This window comes from Phnomibacter sp., assembly GCF_036803085.1.
Taxonomy (GTDB): Bacteria; Bacteroidota; Bacteroidia; order Chitinophagales; family Chitinophagaceae; genus Phnomibacter.
Genome location: NZ_DAIRUZ010000007.1, coordinates 26,222 through 46,376 on the forward strand (window position 1 = coordinate 26,222; position 20,155 = coordinate 46,376).

The 20,155-nt window shown below is 45.8% G+C and carries 19 protein-coding genes; 12 read left to right on the forward strand and 7 right to left on the reverse strand.

Annotation, left to right across the window (positions count from 1 at the left end; all coding sequences use genetic code 11):
* Positions 1-440: 440 nt before the first annotated feature.
* The 4 genes from V7Q13_RS13625 to V7Q13_RS13640 all read left to right on the forward strand — a co-directional run bounded on the left by V7Q13_RS13625 (position 441) and on the right by V7Q13_RS13640 (position 5,937).
* On the forward strand, positions 441-2,897 hold the full coding sequence (locus V7Q13_RS13625; protein ID WP_333801224.1) for a TonB-dependent receptor: 2,457 nt from the start codon (positions 441-443) through the stop codon (positions 2,895-2,897).
* Between the two features lie 217 nt (positions 2,898-3,114).
* Positions 3,115-4,074, forward strand: coding sequence for a fasciclin domain-containing protein (locus V7Q13_RS13630; RefSeq protein ID WP_333801225.1), 960 nt, complete (start codon positions 3,115-3,117; stop codon positions 4,072-4,074).
* A 76-nt stretch (positions 4,075-4,150) separates the two neighbouring features.
* The gene (locus V7Q13_RS13635; RefSeq protein ID WP_333801226.1) at positions 4,151-5,032 is read left to right on the forward strand and encodes a sensor histidine kinase; all 882 of its coding nucleotides are present in this window, start codon (positions 4,151-4,153) and stop codon (positions 5,030-5,032) included.
* Between the two features lie 152 nt (positions 5,033-5,184).
* Entirely contained in the window at positions 5,185-5,937 is a 753-nt protein-coding gene (locus tag V7Q13_RS13640) for a LytR/AlgR family response regulator transcription factor (RefSeq protein WP_197428314.1), read from the forward strand.
* Positions 5,938-5,942: 5 nt separating this feature from the next.
* Here V7Q13_RS13640 and V7Q13_RS13645 read toward each other — a convergent pair whose 3' ends face one another.
* Positions 5,943-6,815 (reverse strand): DMT family transporter, encoded by an 873-nt coding sequence (locus V7Q13_RS13645; RefSeq protein ID WP_333801227.1) that lies wholly within the window; start codon positions 6,813-6,815, stop codon positions 5,943-5,945.
* 105 nt (positions 6,816-6,920) lie between these two features.
* Between V7Q13_RS13645 and V7Q13_RS13650 the strand changes: the two genes are divergently transcribed.
* Positions 6,921-7,691 carry an ABC transporter ATP-binding protein gene (locus V7Q13_RS13650; RefSeq protein WP_333801228.1) on the forward strand — a complete coding sequence of 257 codons (771 nt, stop codon included), beginning with the start codon at positions 6,921-6,923 and terminating at the stop codon, positions 7,689-7,691.
* Positions 7,692-7,728: 37 nt separating this feature from the next.
* Positions 7,729-9,444: a hypothetical protein gene (locus V7Q13_RS13655; protein WP_333801229.1), complete on the forward strand. Its 1,716-nt coding sequence runs from the start codon at positions 7,729-7,731 to the stop codon at positions 9,442-9,444.
* Between the two features lie 219 nt (positions 9,445-9,663).
* Here V7Q13_RS13655 and V7Q13_RS13660 read toward each other — a convergent pair whose 3' ends face one another.
* From V7Q13_RS13660 to V7Q13_RS13675, 4 genes are read right to left on the reverse strand one after another with little or no spacing between them, the layout of a single operon-like run.
* Positions 9,664-10,410 carry a polyprenol monophosphomannose synthase gene (locus V7Q13_RS13660; protein ID WP_333801230.1) on the reverse strand — a complete coding sequence of 249 codons (747 nt, stop codon included), beginning with the start codon at positions 10,408-10,410 and terminating at the stop codon, positions 9,664-9,666.
* Between the two features lie 45 nt (positions 10,411-10,455).
* Complete coding sequence (locus V7Q13_RS13665; protein ID WP_333801231.1) at positions 10,456-11,568, reverse strand: hypothetical protein; 1,113 nt, start codon at positions 11,566-11,568, stop codon at positions 10,456-10,458.
* A gap of 8 nt (positions 11,569-11,576) precedes the next feature.
* On the reverse strand, positions 11,577-12,347 hold the full coding sequence (locus V7Q13_RS13670) for a 3'-5' exonuclease (RefSeq protein WP_157479309.1): 771 nt from the start codon (positions 12,345-12,347) through the stop codon (positions 11,577-11,579).
* A 57-nt stretch (positions 12,348-12,404) separates the two neighbouring features.
* Entirely contained in the window at positions 12,405-13,787 is a 1,383-nt protein-coding gene (locus tag V7Q13_RS13675) for a UDP-N-acetylmuramate--L-alanine ligase (protein ID WP_333801232.1), read from the reverse strand.
* Between the two features lie 226 nt (positions 13,788-14,013).
* Between V7Q13_RS13675 and V7Q13_RS13680 the strand changes: the two genes are divergently transcribed.
* From V7Q13_RS13680 to V7Q13_RS13705, 6 genes are all read left to right on the forward strand, one after another.
* Positions 14,014-14,322, forward strand: a complete 309-nt coding sequence (locus tag V7Q13_RS13680) for a helix-turn-helix domain-containing protein (RefSeq protein ID WP_333801233.1) — start codon at positions 14,014-14,016, stop codon at positions 14,320-14,322.
* A gap of 2 nt (positions 14,323-14,324) precedes the next feature.
* Entirely contained in the window at positions 14,325-15,692 is a 1,368-nt protein-coding gene (locus V7Q13_RS13685; RefSeq protein ID WP_333801234.1) for a DNA cytosine methyltransferase, read from the forward strand.
* Positions 15,689-16,753: a hypothetical protein gene (locus tag V7Q13_RS13690; protein WP_333801235.1), complete on the forward strand. Its 1,065-nt coding sequence runs from the start codon at positions 15,689-15,691 to the stop codon at positions 16,751-16,753. Before V7Q13_RS13685 ends, V7Q13_RS13690 begins: the two co-directional genes overlap by 4 nt.
* 218 nt (positions 16,754-16,971) lie before the next feature.
* Positions 16,972-17,304, forward strand: coding sequence for a bacillithiol system redox-active protein YtxJ (gene ytxJ / locus V7Q13_RS13695; protein WP_333801236.1), 333 nt, complete (start codon positions 16,972-16,974; stop codon positions 17,302-17,304).
* Positions 17,305-17,680: 376 nt separating this feature from the next.
* Entirely contained in the window at positions 17,681-18,322 is a 642-nt protein-coding gene (locus V7Q13_RS13700) for an NAD(P)-dependent oxidoreductase (protein ID WP_333801237.1), read from the forward strand.
* A gap of 34 nt (positions 18,323-18,356) precedes the next feature.
* Positions 18,357-18,866 carry a YkgJ family cysteine cluster protein gene (locus tag V7Q13_RS13705; protein ID WP_333801238.1) on the forward strand — a complete coding sequence of 170 codons (510 nt, stop codon included), beginning with the start codon at positions 18,357-18,359 and terminating at the stop codon, positions 18,864-18,866.
* On the opposite strand, the gene V7Q13_RS13710 is transcribed toward V7Q13_RS13705, so the two are convergent.
* Both V7Q13_RS13710 and V7Q13_RS13715 read right to left on the reverse strand, forming a co-directional pair.
* A complete protein-coding gene (locus V7Q13_RS13710) occupies positions 18,863-19,633 on the reverse strand; it encodes a 3-hydroxybutyrate dehydrogenase (protein ID WP_333801239.1) in 771 nt (256 codons plus the stop codon). The genes V7Q13_RS13705 and V7Q13_RS13710 overlap by 4 nt on opposite strands.
* 105 nt (positions 19,634-19,738) lie before the next feature.
* Complete coding sequence (locus V7Q13_RS13715) at positions 19,739-20,155, reverse strand: nuclear transport factor 2 family protein (RefSeq protein ID WP_333801240.1); 417 nt, start codon at positions 20,153-20,155, stop codon at positions 19,739-19,741.

Genomic DNA, 20,155 nt, shown 5'->3' on the forward strand with positions numbered 1-20,155 from the left:
AAAATGGATGCGAAAGCCCTGAAAGGGCGACCATCACCTAGCCACGGGTGTAGCCCGTGGTAATGTTACCAACACACGAAACAAAGCCCTGAAAGGGCGACCTAATTTCAGGTGGTTTTACTGCTTGCTTTAGTAACAGAACGTCGCAGGCCGGGAGGCCTGCGACAGGTGTTGGCTTGCACCAGTAGTTTTTTGCAAAACTTTTGTACAACGGTAGAACCAAACCGAACGACGTTTGTTCAACAACGGGCGAAAGCTGAAGTGGGCAGATTGCTGAAGGGCAGCCGGATATGCAGCGGTAGCCACGCAGCAAGCGGGGCCGGAGCGCAGCGAAGCCCGGAGTAGCCGGAACTGCAGCTGATTGGTGTAAATAGCCGACAGCCCCCATTAAAAATATGTAGAACCCGGAATAGAAATAGAAACTGTAGACAACTAATTGTATGACCAAAAATTGCTTGAGAAAATGGATGCTGGCCCTGGTGGGCAACATAGTGAGCCTGGTAGTAATAGCACAAGGCACAGCCAGCCTGAGTGGCAACGTGATTGATAAAAATACCTTGCAGCCACAAAGCGGTGCAACGGTAGTGCTGCAGCCCGGCAACAAAGGTACTACCACCGATGCAGCGGGCAACTTTCGGCTCACCAATCTGGCCCCGGGCTCTTACAGCCTTACGGCGAGTTCGGTAAACTACCAACCCAAAACCATCAGCAACCTGGTGATAACAACGGGTAACGAAACGGTATTGACGATAGAGCTGGAAGCGAAAGTGAGCCAATTGGAAAACGTGGTGGTGAGCGGCCGCAAAAACACGGCCAAAGCTACCAGCCTCGAAAGCCCGCTGAGCATACAGCGCCTTACCACCGAAGACATTAAAGCCAACCCCGGCGGCAACTTCGATATCAGCAAAGTGATTCAATCGCTGCCCGGTGTAGGCGGCGGTGTTGGTGGCGGCGGCTTTCGCAACGACATCATTATACGTGGTGGCGCCCCCAGCGAAAACGTGTTTTACTTAGATGGTATTGAAGTGCCCATCATCAACCACTTTAGTACGCAAGGCAGCGGTGGTGGTCCGCAGGGTATTTTGAACGTGAGCTTTATTGAAGATGTAAAATTGAGCAGCTCGGCATTTGATGCCCGCTACGACAATGCGCTGAGCAGTGTGTTTCAGTTTAAACAAAAGAACGGCAACGCCAACCGCCTGCAAGGCAACTTTAGGTTGAGTGGAACCGAAGCGGCAGCTACGTTTGATGGCCCACTGAGCAAGAACACCACTTTCCTGGCATCGGCAAGGCGCAGCTATCTGCAGTTTTTGTTTCAGGCGCTTGACTTGCCCATTCGCCCCAACTACTGGGATTTTCAGTTGAAGACCACTACGAAAATTAATGCCAAAACCACCTTTAACGTAATAGGCATTGGTGCAATAGATGAGTTCAGTTTTGCGGCGCCGAAAGAAGCCACGCCGGAAAAACTATATGCCATCAACAGCAGCCCCAACATCAACCAATGGAGCTATACCATTGGTGCAAGTCTGCGCCGCCTTACCAACAATGGCTACTGGAACCTGGCGCTGAGCCGCAACACCCTCGACAACTCAGCCGAGAAATATGAAGACAATCAAGCCCCCCAACCCACCGAACAAACGCTGCGGGTGCAGAGCCGCGAAACAGAAAACAAACTGCGCTTTGATGTTACCAACAACTTTGATGGCTGGAAGCTGAGCTATGGCGCAGTGGCACAACTGGTGCAATTCGACAACTCATTTAGCCAACGCTTTCGTGCTCCGCAATACGATGCCAATGGCACCCTGGTTGCACCGGCACAAATCATCAGCAGTTTTACCGACGCCAACTTTTTGCGCTATGGTGCTTTTGTACAAGCGGGCAAGAGAATATTAAACGACAGGCTTGCACTGAGTGCCGGCCTGCGGATGGATGCAAATGATTTGCAGAACAGCGAAAGCAATCCGCTGCAGCAACTGAGCCCCCGCATTAGTGCCAGCTATGCGCTGAGCAACAAGTGGAATGTGAGTGCCAGCTACGGCATTTATTACAAGCTGCCGAGCTATACACAACTGGCATATTTGAATGCTATTCAGAGTAGCATTGTATACAACCCCGGCGAATACATCCGCAGCCGCCACGTGGTGGCCGGTGTGGAGTACCTGCCGAGTAACGCTACCCGATTTACGCTGGAAGGTTTTTACAAAAAGTACAGCAACTACCCTGTGAGCCTGCTGGATGGCGTAAGTTTGGCCAACAAAGGCACCGACTTTGGCGCCATTGGCAATGAACCCGTAACCCAAGATGGCAAAGGCCGGGCATATGGTATTGAATTTTTTGCGCAGCAAAAACTCACCAACCGCTTCTTTGGTATTTTGAGCTATACTTTCTACCGTTCTGAATTCACCAACAGCAGCGGCGACTATGTACGTGCCAACTGGGACAACCGCCACCTGCTGAGCCTGACCTGGGGCTATAAGTTTAACCGCAACTGGGAACTGGGTTTGAAGTTTCGCTACCAGGGCGGTGCCCCTTACACACCGTTTGACTTGATAGCCAGCCAGCAAAACTACCTGACACTGGGCACGGGTGTTTTCAACTACAACCAAGCCAATACGCTGACACTCCAATCATTCAATACAGCCGATGTACGCATCGACAAAAAATGGAACTTCCGCAGATTTACGCTGGATGTTTTTCTGGATGTACAAAACTGGTATGGTGCTGCCAACCCCGGCCTGCCTAACTACACCTTTAAACGCAATGCAGACAACACTGCTTTTGTAACTACCAACGGGCAACCCATTCAGCAAAACGGCAGCAATGCGATACCTGTAATACTGCCGAATGATGAGGTAAGTATTTTACCTACCATTGGTTTTATCGTAGAGTTTTAAGACTATCTGTTTTTAAATATATAGCAACAGCAGCCCGTTACAATGGGCTGCTGTTTTGTTTTTATGACCACTGATTATAAGCTGGTGTGAGCAGCAGAGACAATACAATTCACTCCTTAAAAACGACAGTTGACGGAGCAAATTGCTACAGTTGGGCAAAGTGTAAAAACCACAGCCCGACAATTGCTGTCATTACTGCAATTCAAACACAAACACTATGAAAGAAATGCTGTTTTCAAAGAAGATGTTGGTGCTGGCCGCCAGCGGATTGATGCTTGCTGCAACGGGTTGTAAAAAAGACAAAGACGATCCGGCCCCCAACACGGTGGTGAACGCTGTGGTAAATAATGGCTACAGCACTTTGGCCACTTTGGTAACCAATGCCGGCCTGATAGATGCATTGAATGGCGCAGGACCGTTTACCGTTTTTGCACCTAACAATGCTGCCTTTACCGGTGTAACTGCACCTACCGGAGCAGCTCTCACCAATCTGTTGACGTACCATGTGTTGTCTGGTCAGGGTTTGACTGCCGCACAGGTCATTGCATTGAGCAATGGCAATTTGGTGAAAGTAAACATGCTGAATGGTGACTCTGTATTTGTAAAAGCCAGCAGCGCCGGTGTATTTGTAAATGGTGTACAGGTAATACAAGCCGACCTTACTGCCAGCAATGGAGTGGTACATGGTTTGGGCAGAATACTCCAGCCACCAGTAGGCAACATCGTGGCTACCGCTGTAGCTACACCCGGCTTTGACTCATTGGTAAAAGCCGTAACCCGTGTAAGCACAGGTGCCACCGGTGCCGACAACATTGCTGATGTATTGAGCAATACCAATGGGCTTACTGTATTTGCGCCCACCAATGCTGCGTTCCAGGCCTTGTTTGCCAATGCTGCATTCCCTTTCCGCAATATTGATGCCATACCGGTAGCTACCCTCCGCACCGTGCTGCGCCACCATGTGGTTACAGCCCGTGCATTTAGCAACGACCTTGCCAATGGCAACCTCGGCATGGCCAATGGTAGCAATGCCACCGTTGCTGGCGTAGGTACCAGTGCTGTTACCATCAGCGGTAGTGGTACGGTGTTTAACAATGGTGCCGCCAATATTGCCCTCACCAATATTATGGCCCGCAATGGTGTGGTTCACGTTATCGATAAAGTGATTATTCCATAAGTTATTCCTTACAGATATGACGGCAGCATTCCGGGTTCGAACTATGAATCCGGAATGTTGTTTATAACCGATTGCCATGCTTTTCTTCAATCATAAATACCGCTACTGGTTTGCACTGGCGCTGGCCGTGTACACTTACCTGAGCACCTTGTTTTGCAATGTGTACAGCTACTTTGGTATGGATGTGCAATGGTACACGGCATTGGGCAGCATTGTGGTGATTACGGTGGGCACCTGGGAAGCGGGCAGATTATTATATCCGCTGTTTCATAAACTACCGCAAAAAGAAGAACTGATTATTCGCAATCTGTTGGTGTACTGGATGGCTGCCGGTGTAGCCAGCGGACTGTTTACTGTTGCCGTTGTTTTTGCCTTCGACCGTTTGTTTCACCACGCTCCTATTGATTTGTACAATCCACTCAAACTCACTCTCACCTATGCGTTGCTCATCAACCTGCTCTTTCATTTGCTGCATGCAGTAGCCTACTACATGGAGCGGTACAAAAACAAACAACTCGAAGCAGAAGAGTTGCTCCGTATGCACACACAGGCTGAGCTGCAAAGCATTAAATCGCAGGTGAATCCGCATTTTTTATTCAACAACCTGAATGTACTGAGTGCATTGGTGATGAAACAAAGTCAGGATGCAAATCATTTTATTGAAGCCTTTTCCAACGTCTATCAATACATCTTGCGCAATCAGGAGAAAGAACTGATAGACCTGCAGCAAGAGCTGGATTTTCTGGAGCCCTACATTTACTTACTGCAACACCGGTTTCCCAACAGCATTCAACTCAACATTCAAATTGCAGCAGAAGCAAAGCAATTGCAGGTAGTGCCTGTGGCGTTGCAAATGCTGGTGGAGAATGCCATTAAGCACAACATTGTTTCGCCACAGCAACCATTGCAGATTCACATAACCAGCAGTGATAAAAAAACAATTGACTGTAGCGAATAATTTACAACCCAAACGCAACAAAGCCGCATCGGGAAATGTTGGACTAGTGAACATTGATCAACGATATGCCATCACCACCGGCAAGCACATAGCGGTGAAAAACGATGGTCAACAGTTCAGCGTCAGTATTCCACTCATTCAAGTTCACACATATGCGGGTAGTTATCATTGAAGACGAACTATTGGCAGCCGAAAGGCTTCAACACCAGTTACAGGAGTACGATGATCAGATACAGGTAGTGGCTCATTTGTACAGCATTGCCGAAGCTGTGCAATGGCTGGAAACACACCGGCATCCCGATCTATTATTTCTCGATATACAGTTAGCGGATGGGTACAGTTTTGAAATTTTCAAACAGGTAGATTACCGCAAGCCCATCATATTTACCACGGCCTTTGACCAGTATGCATTGGATGCATTTCAACTGCACAGCATTGCGTATTTACTAAAGCCGGTTAGTGCCGGCATGCTGGCAAAATCTTTGCAGAAGTACAAAGAACTTTGCACTCCGGTGTCTGCACAAACAGCGGCTGCGTTACTCCATACATTTGAGCAACCGGAATACAAAACCCGCTTCCTGGCTAAGTCGGGGCAAAAAATGTATTTCATTCCCTGCGACGATATCCGCTACTTTTTTGCAGAAGATAAAATTGTGTACCTCGTAGACAGAGACGGCAATAAATTCACAGTAGATTATACTATGGAGAAGCTGGAGAAATGCCTTGATCCAAAAGTGTTTTTCCGACTCAATAGAAGTTACCTGGTGCATCAGCAAAGTATTTTTCAAATCAAACCGTATGTAAACAGCCGCTACAAACTCATGCTGCGCAGTGCCGGCAAGCAAGAAGAAGTCATCCTGAGCAGAGAACGGGTGAGAGACTTTAAAGCCTGGGCAGAAGTGTAAGCGATTTATCTGTCTCTACCCTGTTTTACCCGCCACATTTGTATGGCTACTGCCAATGCAATAAATATGAGTCCGGCAAAAAAAGTGCTGTGCAGGTATTGATTTTCCTGAAAGAAAATAAAGGCGAGAATAATGCCGTACACCGGCTCAAGGTTGTAGGTAAGATTGAGCGTAACGGCAGAAATATGCTGCAATGCCTGAAGCTGCAAAAAGAAAGCCCACACGGTACAAACCAGGGCCAGTATCAGCAGCCACAACCAGTCGAGTGGTGCGGGCAGCATGCTATCGCCTCGCAGCATTACGTACGCCGGCATAGCTACGCTGAGCGTTATTAAGGCACCACTCATTTCCCAAAAAGTCATTTGCAAACCATCGGCCCTGGCATTCACCATTTGCTTGTTCAGTATCGAAAACAAAGCACTCAATGCTGCGGCTGCTACACCCAAGAGTATGCCCGTTTTGTAGCGGGTATCAAAATGGAAAATGATATAGATACCTGCCATGCACATGAGGCCCAGCAACAACTCAATGGGTCGCCATTTTCGCCGGGTGATAACAGGCTCTAATAATGCAGAAAAAAAACCAGCAGCAGAAAAACAAACCAACGCTATAGATACATTGCCATACTTGACACTGCCGAAAAAACACAACCAGTGAATACCTACCAAGCTACCAATACCCAACAGCTGCAGGATGGTTTTGCGGGTAGTGAGCACACTCTTTTTCAACCATGTAAATAGGAGCAACAAGGCTACCACCGACAACAACAATCGCCACCAAACCAGTGCCGCTTCGTTGAGGGTAATGAGCTTACCCAAAATAGCGGTAAAACCCGCCAACAATACCGCTATGTGCAATTTGATAAACGCCAACCGCATGTGGGCGAAAATACGCCGCCTGAGGTTTGGCGCAACATTTCATCATTTCAGTGACAGCAGCAGCGCCGAGTTTCATTATTATTGCTATCAACACAAGCTATTGCTATGGAACCCATCATCGTTCTCAAGAATCTTTGGAAAAGTTACAGTGGCACACCGGTACTCAAAGGCATCAATCTATCCGTAATGCCCGGACAGGTGATTGGCTACATTGGCCCCAATGGCGCTGGTAAAAGCACCACCGTAAAAATATTGTGCGGCCTCCTCTCCGACTTTGAAGGTGAAGTATTGGTAGCAGGAAAAGACATTCGCAAAGAGCCGCTGGCAGCCAAGCAAAAAATTGGTTTCATACCGGAGTTGGCAGAGTTGTATGAAACACTAACGCCACACGAATTTCTGCACTTTATGGCCGCTTTGTATGGCATGGATGCACAGGTAGCCGAAGAACGCATGACCAAAATGCTGGGTGCCTTTGGATTGGCAGGCAACCTGCACCAACGCATGGATACGTTTAGCAAAGGCATGCGGCAAAAAGTATTGATTACTTCCGGCTTGTTACACAATCCAGATATCATCATTATGGATGAACCACTGAGTGGCTTAGATGCCAACAGTGTCATCATCATTAAAGAACTGATAGGCAAACTGGCGGCTGAAGGCAAAACCATTTTTTACTGCAGCCACATGATGGATGTGGTAGAAAAAGTAAGTGACCGCATCATCCTCATCAATCAGGGCGAAGTAGTGGCCGATGGTAGTTTTGAAGAATTGAAATCGCAACAAGGCAACCAAAGCCTCGAACGAATTTTTGCGCAGCTCACGGCCAGTGATTCCATCAATCAGGCAGCATCCGATTTGCTGAGTGCTTTTCAATAAGGTTCACACCATTCTTCATACTCATTAAGCCTTGTGTATGCCCAAGCTGAACATTATCAACCAATCATTACTCGGTGCTTTTATGTTGCCCAAAGCCTTGTACCGCAAGGCTGGAGCCAATACTACACAACTCCGCACCATACTGGAATACAAGCTGATGATGGATGACCGTCGTCCTAATAGCTTTCACCAAACCAGCCATAAAAAACAGGACAAACAAATTAGTATGGCCACGCTGGGCACCATGCTCATGTCTTTGTTAATGGGTTTGCTGTTCATCATCGCCTTTTTCGCCAGCGAAGATGTGCTTACCTGCGGTGTTATTTATTTCAGCATGTTCATCATCATGCTGGCTCTTACCCTTATCACCGACTTCACCAATGTATTAATCGATATCCGCGACAATTTCATCATTTTACCCAAGCCGGTAAATGATGCCACGTTTGTGATTGCCCGTATTGTTCATATCAGCATACACGTATGCAAGCTCATGTTGCCCATGGCGCTGCCGGGGCTCATTACAGCATTTGTAAAACTTGGCCCCATCGCTGGTATTGCTTTACTGGCAGGTGTTTTGCTATCCACGGTCTTTACCATTTTCCTTATCAATGCCATTTACTTGTTGGTATTGAAAGTGTCATCGCCACAGAAGTTTAAAAACATCATCAGCTATATTCAAATTGTATTTGCGGTGCTCATTTACGGCGGCTATCAAATTGTACCAAGACTGTTTGAAAAAAGCATTCTTAAAAACGCCGTGATTGGCGAAGCACCTGCACTGCTGCTGGCACCACCTTATTGGTTTGCCGCCTTGCTGAAAGAAAGCACCCAATTCTCTACGCATCCTGTTGTGCTGATGGCTGCAGCATTGGCATTGCTCATGCCTGTGCTGGGCATCTATGTGGTGGTTCGTTTTTTTGCACCCACGTTCAACCAAAAGCTGGCGCAGATTTCCGGTAGTTCGGGAGAAGCTGCGGTAGCAAAAAAAGTAGCCGGCAACCGAACCACTTACAGCCAAATGATGGCCAACCTGTTTACCAATAAAGGAATTGAACAAGCATCGTTTTTGTTTAGCTGGCGCATGATGCTGCGCAACCGTGATTTCAAACTGAAAGTGTATCCGGCCATTGGTTACATGCTGGTGATTTTTGCAGTAAGTTTTTTGCGGGACAACAGCCTGAGTGATGTAGCCGAAGAACTGGATTTGACATCGAGGAAAAGCAACATCACCATCATGATGTTGCTTTACATCACCGGTTTGGTTTCCATCACGTCTTTGGGGCAAATGAATTTTAGTGAGCACTACAAAGCGGCATGGATGTTTCGGGTAACGCCGGTGGCAACGCCTGGACCTATTTTAAGTGGTGCGGTAAAAGCATCCATTATCCAATTTCAACTGCCTGCATTTATGCTGGTAGCGGTACTACTCACCATCATCAATGGGCCCATGGCATTGCTGCATGTAGCTGTAGCTTTTTGCAACCTGTCGCTCATGGCTGTGGCACTGGTCATGTTTAGCAATGATTATTTGCCGTGGTCGGCACCTGTCAACAAAAACAATCAGGGTTCATCGGTAATGAAAACACTGGCATTGATGTTTGCATTGAGTATCCTGGGCTTGCTGCATTCACTGGCCTTTCCGTATTGGTGGGCTTGTGTAGCCTTGGGAGTACTTGCTGGTGCAGCAGCGTGGTTCAGCTTCCGGGATTTGCAAAAAACGGGATGGAATCGGATGAAGACGTATCAGTATTGATGCTCTCACCACAGAGGTTTAGGAGGTAGCGCAGAGGAACACAAAGAGTAAGTAAAGTTTGCAGTCAACAGTTAGCAATTTTCGAGGCGTACGTTCTACTACTGCAAACTGAAAATTGCAAACTGGAAACTTTTTTTTGGAACCACGAAGACACGAAGGAGCACAACGTTTTTCACCTATGTTCCCCTGCAAACTGCAAACATGTACACTGCAAATTTCTTAAGCATTCCCACTCCGCACTTTCTTGCGGTAGTTTTTGAACATGCTGTTCCATTGAATTTTCAACACACCAAGTACGCCTTCTTTTACAATGCCGGTATTCATTTTGCTGACGCCTACTTTGCGATCTACAAAGGTGATGGGCACTTCTACAATTTTGTAGCCCAGCTTCCACGATGCAAACTTCATTTCTATCTGGAAGGCATACCCCACAAAACGGATTTCATCAAAATTGATATCATCGAGCACAGCACGTTTGTAGCATACAAAACCAGCAGTTGCATCCTTCACCGGAATCCAGGTAATCATGCGGGTGTACAAACTGCCGCCTCTTGAATAAATGTGTCGGTCGAGTGGCCAGTTTTCAATGCTGCCCCCTTTTACATAGCGGCTACCAACGGCCACATCGGCACCATTTTCGCAGGCTGCAACCAGCCTTGGCAAATCAGCAGGATTGTGGCTGAAGTCGGCATCCATTTCGCAGATATAATCGTAACCGCGGCTGAGTGCCCATTTGAAACCGTGAATGTAAGCGGTGCCTAAGCCAAGCTTACCGCTGCGTTGTTCTAAAAACAACGTGCCGTTGTACACCGGCAATAACTCCTGCACAATGGCAGCAGTGCCATCCGGCGAGCCGTCATCAATAATGAGCACATGAAAACCCGCCTGCAATTGCATCACTGCTTCGATGATGCCCCGGATATTGTCCCTTTCATTATAGGTGGGTATGATGACCAGCTTTTTCACAGAATTGTACACGATTGAATATCCGCAAACATACAATATCAACTTTTATGAACCGTGATGAGCTTGTGGCAATGGTTTGGTAAAAATACCAACACCCTGCTGCCGCTGCTGCCACACATGCAGCAGGTAGCAAGCCATGACCATTTCGTAGCCCACAAAAAAACGCTCCTGAAAGGCGGGAAATAACAGCCACCGTATAGCAATGACAGCCATCATACCACCGAGCAACCACGGCCATTTAGGTTGTTGCACTGGCCATGTCATCAGCAACAATACAAAAAATAAAGGCATCCAGGTACCGCTCAACTGGCGGAAACTTCTTCCGGCATGTACCACATATTGCTTCAGCGACTGCGTCATGGAATAATTGAAATACCATTCCCAACTATTGCCAAACAACATAGGAATGATAAATGCCAGAATCAACAACAAGCCGCCAGCGATGAGGATTTTAGTCAAATGTTGTTTCCACAATTGAGTGAGTGATGCAGGGGACCACCACAGCAACAACACAGGAATGCACAACAACAACAAATCGATACGGGTAAGCGTAAGCAACAGCAGCAATACAAGCACGATAGCTTTTTGTCGGCCATGCCAAAACAACACATAAAATAAAGTGAGAGTCAGGAAAGATGCCAACGCATCGGGTGTAGTAAGTCGGGCCAATTGTGTGGCATAGCCAAACAACAACAATGTAGTTACTACCAAATCCCAGCCAGGCTTTACCATGCGGCGTACCCACAAATACAATACCGTGGCCATACCTGCAAAGCCAATGATACCGGGTATCCGCATGGCTGTCCACCAATGCAGGCCGGCCTTATAGCCAGCGTACACCATGCCTGTAAACAATGGCTTTACCCTATAAAAACCCAACTGTGCTTCAAAGAAACTGGCATCATTCAGGCATTGTTCTCTGTACGGCACTTCGTGCAACAAAGCAGGCACCACATCGGCAGGCAGTTGCTGCACGTTGGTAAACACTGCCTGATGCAACGCTGCACCCTGCATACCATCGTAGCCGAGCACCACACCGAGGTATGGAATTAAATCCCAGCTAAAAAAGTTGTTGTACAAAGAGAACCACGCTCCCACTGCCGTGGCCAAAACTATGACCAGCAACAACAGGAACGTACGCTGAAAAGAAGCCTGCATGTATCTGCTTATTTTTTGGCCAGCATCATTTTATGCAATATTTCCGTCAGCTTTTGCTTGGTATGCTGCGGAAAGTCGCCCTGCATCATCCAATCGTAGTAGCTGCGTTCCATCCGCAATACATCTTCTACCACTTTGCCTTTATGCTTACCAAAATTGAAAACGATTTTGCCTTCCTGCACAATCATGCGGCGGGCAAAGTCTACAATTTCATCATCACCTACGGCTTTCAAAATACTGTCAACGGTATTGCCAATTTGCGGATAGCGGGCCACTTGTGCATCCAGCACTTCCCAAGTGGCAGTAGCATCTACTTCGGCACTATGGGCATTCTCCAATTCTTTGCTGCAGTAAAATTTATACGCGGCACTCAATGTACGTGGCTCCATCATGTGAAACACTTTCTGCACATCTACCAGCTTACGGCCATCTACATTAAAGTCTTGCCCGGCACGTAAAAACTCTTCCACCAGCAGTGGTATATCAAACTTGTTGCTGTTGTATCCGGCGAGGTCGCAGTTTTCCAAAAACTGTTTGATTTCGTTGCCCGCCTGTTTAAAAGTCGGCGCATCTTTCACCATTTCATTGGTGATGCCATGCACATCAATGGAAGACTGAGGAATCACCATCTCCGGATTGATGAGTTTCCGCTTGACTTGCTTGGTACCGTCAGGCAAAATTTTGACGATGGCAATTTCTACAATACGATCGGAAGACATGTTGATACCGGTGGTTTCCAAATCGATAAATGCCAATGGGCGGGTGAGACTGAGGTTCATAACAAGTAGCAGCTTTCCTGTGAAAACGATGATTTATAATTGAAGGTAGTTGAAAATTTACTGTGCCGGATTTCCCGTGGGCAATTGCATCAAACCGCCGAACAATTCCAACAGATTGATGCCTTCAAAAGTACCACTGCTCATGAGCAATACACTGGCATCTTTTACCTGTAATTGTTCCATCCATTGCTGCAAAGCCGCAGCATCGTTGAGCACCTGTAAGCCGGGCTTGGCAAAGCCATCAGCTACCACTTGCTTATCCAATGGCGGCATTTTTTTGATGGCCAATGCATGCTGGCTATAGTACACAGCAGCTTCGTCGGCCGCATCCAACGCCTGTTTGTAATGCGGCATAAAATCGGCATTCAAACTACTGTACGTATGGAGCTCCAGCAAGACAATGAGTTTACGGTTGGGAAACTGTTGTTTCACTGCATCAATAGTGGCTTTCACTTTGCTGGGTGCATGGGCAAAATCACGATACACGGTGGTATGCTCATTTTGCAACAACACTTCCAAGCGTTTGGAAGCACCGGTAAAACTGCCGATGGCGGCAGCAAACTGAGCCGTGCTCACCCCGGCTTCGGCACAAGCCAGCCGGGCGGCTTCCATGTTCAGCAAGTTGTGGTTGCCAAACACTTTGATGGCTGTTTCGGCACCGGGCCACAGCACAACTGTAGCACCGTTATCAATGCGATGTGCCGGCACACCATATGGAATAAACCGGATATCGCTGCGCAAATTGGCTTGCACCAATGCATGCAGCGTTTCGTCGGTTTGGTTGTAAATGAGAACACCGCCGGGTTCAATTTTCTGGATAAAAATGCTGAACTGCTCCAGGTAAAAATCGAATGTCGGAAACACGTTGATATGATCCCACGCAATGCCCGTAAGAATAGCGACATGTGGAAACAGAAAATGAAACTTGGGCCGCTTTTCCACCACGCTGGCGGGGTATTCGTCGCCTTCGCACACAATGATGGGCGCATCGGTTACCTGCACCGACTGGCTGAAGCCGGGTAGCTTGGCACCCACCAGATAATCGAAAGCCAGGCCTGACTGCTGCAGCACATGCATAATCATGGAAGTGGTGGTGGTTTTGCCATGGCTGCCGCCTACCACAATGCGCTGCTTGGTTTTGCTTTCTTGAAAAATGTATTCCGGGAAAGAATATACCGGAATGCCGAGAGCCTGTGCCTTCAGCAGTTCGGGGTTGTCGGCACGGGCATGCATGCCCAAAATCACGGCATCGAGGCCGCTGTGTATATTGCTTTCGAACCAGCCGATTTGTGCAGGCAGCAAGCCGGCGGCTGCCAGGTTGCTTTTGGCGGGTTCAAAAATCTCATCGTCGCTACCAGTAATGGTATAGCCTTTGTGGTGCAGGGCCAGCGCCAGCTGGTGCATTACACTGCCTCCTATGGAAATAAAATGAATCGTCATACGTTTGAACTGAAAGCAGCAAAGTAAGGTCTTTAAGGGAAGTAAATGATACCTGACTTAGGACAGGCACGAACAATAGAATTAGCCAAAACATTTAAAGAAACTAGGGCTAACATACAAAGCTTAACATCTAATATCTCCATTTATTAAGATGTTATCAACTGAAATTTTGAATACTAGAAAGACATTTTACATTTGACAAATTCTGTCAAGTAAAATATTTCAAATGGAAACCGTTGGGCAAACTATCCGGGCCAAAAGAGAAAGCTTAGGCTTACTACTCAGACAAGTCGCATCATATCTTGACATTGATCAGGCAATCCTCAGTAAAATTGAAAGAAATGAACGTAAACCATCTAGAGACAACATTATAAAACTTGCTGAGATTCTGCAAATGGATGGCGAGGATTTGCTAATACAATTTATGAGTGAAAAAATTGCCTTAGAAATTGCCAATGAACATTGTGCAAGCAAGGTTCTTAAAGCAGCAGAGCAAAAAGTGAAATATTTGAAGTCAAATCTTGAAAAAAATTGAATATGCGGACAAGAGCAGTAGAAACAGGAATAAGCATATTGGAAGAACCGCAATTGGATATTTTATATTACAATAAATCATCCTTAAGTACATCTAATTATGAGAAGAAGGAATCACTAAATGTGCTATCTCTTTTCTCAGGTTGTGGTGGAATGGATTTAGGTTTCGAGGGTGGTTTTTCTGTCTTAGAATCATCTGTAAATGAAATTTTATGCCCTCATTTTATAGATAAGAAACTCAATAATGGTTTTGTTCAACTTGAGAAAACAAAATTCAAGACAGTATTTGCTAATGATATTTTTACTGATGCAAGAAATGCTTGGGTAAATTATTTTTCTAAACGTGGTCATGACTCTGCAAATTTTCATAGAGAAAGTATTGTAGACCTCGTAAAAATGTATCGGAATGGAGTAAATGTTTTTCCGAAAAATATTGATGTTGTTACAGGTGGCTTTCCTTGCCAAGACTTTAGTGTTGCTGGCAAACGAAATGGATTCAATTCGCATAAAAATCACAAAGGAGAAATAATTAAAAATGAAACAGCGTCGATAGAAACCCGCGGGCAACTATACATGTGGATGAAAGAAGTAGTAGAAATCACACAACCAAAAGTATTCATTGCAGAAAACGTAAAAGGTCTTGTAAATCTTGGAGATGTAAAAACAATTATCCAAAATGACTTTTCCTCCGCAAATGGGAATGGATATATTGTGCTTGACCCCCAAGTTTTACACTCCGCAGATTTTGGTGTTCCTCAATCTAGAGAAAGGGTAATATTTATTGGCATAAAAAAATCGGCATTGAAAAAGTCCGCATTGAAAGAATTGGAAAAAGAAAAGATTTCAATGCGATATAATCCTTACCCAAGTCCTACTCATTCCTTCACAGTTGAAGGAGGGAAACTAAAACCATTTGTGCAGCTTAGAGAGGTATTTAAACACCTAGAAGAACCAGAGCAAACTAAGGACTTATCTCAAAGATTTTACTCAAAAGCAAAATTTATGGGTAAACATTGCCAAGGACAAACAGAGATAAAACTCTCAAATATTTCACCTACAATTCGATCTGAACATCATGGTAATATTGAATTTAGGCGACTGTCCAAAGAAAATGGAGGACAGATTGAAAGCGAATTAAAGAAAGGCCTAAAAGAAAGGAGATTAACCATCAGAGAGTGTGCCTTAATTCAGACCTTCCCTCCAGACTATGACTTTGTAATTGAAAATAAGAATGGAAGAAAAGGTTCCTTTTTAGTTAGTCCATCCCAGGCTTATAAAATAATTGGTAACGCCGTTCCACCTTTACTAGCCTATAACTTGGCAAAGAGGATTGAAGAAATTTGGGATTTATATTTTAAGAAAGCACAATGATAGTATCAACAAATCCACACCCGGAAAAGAACGAATTTGATTCATTGCTTGGCTCAACAATTTCTGAGTTGAATGCACATGCTAAAAATTCTTCTAAAAAAGTATCCACCCTTATAGGTAGAAATCTTGAGCCATATGTAAAAGACTTAATGACAGATTTAGCCAAAGGGACAACTTTCGAAAATTCAATTGAGTTAATTGGGGGGCAAAAGTTCCCCGATATTGTTGCAAAAAAATATTATGGTATTGAAGTAAAGACAACAACACAAAATCATTGGAAAACAACAGGTAATAGTGTTTTAGAAAGCACAAGAGTTGACAATGTAGAAAGAATTTTCATGCTGTTTGCAAAGTTAGCAAGCCCAGTTGAATTCCGTTGTCGGCCTTATGAAGAGGTGCTATCTGAAGTTGTAGTAACACATTCGCCTCGGTACTTGATTGACATGAATTTGGAAAAAGGAAATACCATTTTCGATAAAATCAAAATGCCTTATGACACGTTACGAAAAAAGGGAAATCCAATCAGACCAATAGTTGATTATTATAAAAGTAAGCTAAGGCCAGGCGAAGAACTTTGGTGGATGGATGCTGAAAACAATAGTAAGCCGAGCAATATTGTCATCAGGATTTGGAATAATTTATCGCTAAAAGAAAAACAAGAACTCAAAAATAGAGCAATGACTTATTTCCCCGAACTTTTCGGAAATAGTAATGATAAGTTTGGACGACTTGCAATTTGGCTAGTTACTAGAGAAGCTGTTGTTTGTCCGAATGTTCGTGATTTATTTACTGCAGGTGGAAAAATCGATATCATAGTAGGTAAAAAAACTTATAAAAAAGTTCCGAGAATATTCTTGAATTTATTTGATAACGTTCTCAGTATCGTTGAGACTATAATTAATACATCTGCTTTTGAATTATCTGATTATTGGGAAACAAAGACTACTGAGAAAAATAAACTTTACGATTGGATTGACTTAGTTGCAAAATATTCAATGAAAATTCAAGATGCTAATCATTTGAACATAAGACAAATATTGACTGAATTGGTTTTAAAATAGCCTCCATTTTTTCAATGATTGAACATTTACAGGCATTCTGCTGTACCTTTAAATCTCAAATTTTATCCATCATGCGTAAAGTATTTGCATTGGCCATGATTGCTGTGTTGGCCCTCGGCATTAGCAGCTGCGCCAGCAGCAAGCGTGGCATTGGCTGCCCCGGCAATCCTACGGCTATCCGTCGGTAATTGTTGCACCCCAAAGATTTAGGCTTCCGGATGTCGTGGAATTTACTCCAGTCGGCCGACCAATTGACGCAGCTCGTTGCGCAGTCGGCCAGCAAACCGCAACTCATTTTTAAGCACAGTACCCGTTGCAGCATCAGTAGCATGGTGTTGCACAGGCTCGAACGTGCCGGACTGAACGACCAGCTCGACTGGCACCTGCTCGACCTCATTGCCCACCGCCAGCTCTCCAACCACATCGCCGAGCATTTTGATGTATGGCACGAAAGCCCGCAGGTATTGCTCATCAAACAAGGCGAATGCATTTTTGATGAAAGCCACATGGGTATTCAGATGGCGGAGATTGTGGCGCAAGCCACCAGTTGATACAAGTGGTGATTTTGTCATAACCACAAGGGAATTGAGTTTTCTTTTCTTCCAATCCTTCATAAATCAATGTGGTTCATGTAGCAGCATTGTTACTTTCTTTTTCTTGAAAAAAAGAAAGTAACCAAAGAATCCCGATAGCTATCGGGATCAAGGCAAACCCGATGCCTCCGGCCTCCCGATAGCTATCGGGATTGCCCGGCCAACGCCTCCCCCTGTGTGATTTTTCTTTGAAACACTTTACTTGATTTACTACTTGTCTGCCTGATATTTTATTTTAATAGTGCAACACATCGGTCAATATTCTCTTGTCTACCTGCATCCTTCCCTGTCTTTTTTCCGTAGTTTTAGCTGATACAGCAAAGCAATCGAATGTATGCAGGTAACAATTTTTGGCGCCACCGGAATGGTAGGCAAGCAACTCATGATTCATGCACTGGCCAAGGGCTGGAAGGTGAACGCTTTTGGGCGCAATGTCGAAAGCTTAATTGATGAAGACCTGCGTTCGGAGCAGTTGCACAGCATCAAAGGCTATGTGTTTGATGAGGGTGATGTACGCAAAGCCCTGCAAGGCAGCGATGCGGTACTATCGGCGCTGGGCGGCGCTTTTGATGGTACCGACAAGGCCCGCAGCCTCGGCATCAAAAACATCATTGCCCAAATGAAAGCCACCGGCATTCGCCGCATTGTAGCACTCGGCGGGCTCGGCGTGTTGCCCGACGAAAACGGCCATTATGTAATGGATGCACCCGATTATCCTCAGGAATATGTACCCGTAGGACAAGAGCACAAACAGGCCTACGAATACCTCAAAGCGTCCGACCTCGACTGGACTTTTGTGTGTGCTCCCAACATTTTACCCAAGGAAGCCGACAATCATTTTATGGCGCTGGAAGAACACATGCCCAGCAGCTGGGAAATCAATGCCGGCAACCTGGCTTTGTTGATGGTACAGGAAATAGCATTTCCACAATACCTCCACCATCGGGTAGGAATCAGCAATATTGTGGGCGAATAACACACCCATTTCCAATTACCATCAACCAATTCATTTGCAACTCATCACCACCCCCGACGAAGTAGCTGCGCTGGCTCTCGACCGTTTTGAAGAAAACGAGCATTTCAAAGCCCATCTCAAAACACTGGATTCAGAGGTGATAGATGAAGCGGTGATGCGCCTGAACAAGGAAGCAGAAGCGGGCATAGATTGCCTTGCCTGTGGCAAATGCTGCACCCGTTTGATGGTGAATATTGATGATGCAGCAATCGTACGTCTCAGCAATAAGCTTCAACTGACCGAAGCACAATTCAGGGAACGGTTTGTAGAAGGCGGCTCCTTCATGTCTTTTCTCAATGCCATCCCCTGCCAGTTTCTTGATGGCAAGGCATGCCAGGTGTATGAGATAAGGCCCGATGAGTGCCGTAATTTTCCGCAGCTCGACCGGCCGGGTTTTACCACCCGCATGTTTGGCACATTCAGCCATTACGGCATGTGTCCGCTCATTTACAATGTGGTAGAAGGATTAAAAAAAGAAACCGGTTTTTTTATCGCATCAGCTTAGTAGGCTGTCCAGCCACCATCTACCGGCAATGCAGTGCCCGTAAGGGTTGCTGCTGCTTCGCTGGCTAAAAACACCGCCAGCTTGCCGAGTGTTTCTACAGGTATAAAATCTTTTACTGCCTGTCGGCCCAGCATTACTTTTTTCACCACTTCCTCTTCTGTCATGCTGTGCACTTTCATTTGATCGGCTATTTGCTTTTCTACAATGGACGTTTTTACATAGCCGGGGCAAATGGCATTGCAGTTGATGTTGAACGGTGCGCCTTCCAACGCCAGCACTTTGGTAAGCCCCACCAGGCCATGCTTGGCCGCTACATACGCCGACTTAAATTCAGAGGCCGTTAATCCATGTGCAGAAGCAATGTTGATGATGCGTCCAAAACCATTAGCCTTCATGCCGGTCCATACGGCTTTGCTCAGGTAAAAAGCCGAGCTGAGGTTGATACCTAAAATAGCTTCCCATTTTTCTGCCGGAAATTCATCGATGGGTGCCACGTATTGAATGCCAGCATTGCACACCAACACATCAATGCTACCAAATTGTGCGATGCCCTGCTGCACCATTTGCGCAATGGCATCGGGCTGCAACATGTTGGCATTCGAAAACAAACCTTCAACGGAATGCGCTGCTGCAAGTTCTGCAGTAATGGCTTCGCCGTTAGGCTCCAAACCATTGAGGTAAAGATTGTATCCGGCTTTGGCAAATTCACGGGCAATGCCGAAACCAATACCACTGGTACCGCCGGTAATCAACACTGTTTTTGGCATAGCAATCAATTGAATGCACAAGCTACAGGTCTGAACATTTTTACAGCACAAAAACTGTAGCCAATGGCCGCATTTTTCTGGTGAAAGTGCAGCCCAACGCCGTTGTTACTCTGCTGCAATAAAATGAACGGCCACAATTTTATCGCCGCTGATGGTATAAATAGCGATGGCAGCCAAGGGTGGAACGCCTTTTTTAAATACCACCGATTCCTGGTCAATTACGGTATTGCCCTGTACGATTCTGTTGACAAGCGTACAATGCAAATCGGGCGTTTGGGCAAACATACCTGTGTACTCCTGCCGCATGGTTTCCTTGCCTTTGTACAACAGCTTGTTGGGAAACATATAGACCGCCACTGTATCGGCGTAAGGTTGTAAAAAAGCGTTGATGTCACGTTTGTTGTAGGCATCCAATTGCTGCTGTGCCAGCTGTGCCGGCAGGCTGGGCGTAGTTTGTGCAAAGGCATTACCAGCCATCAACAGCAAACACATGCTGAGGAAAAAAGGGACACTTATTTTCAT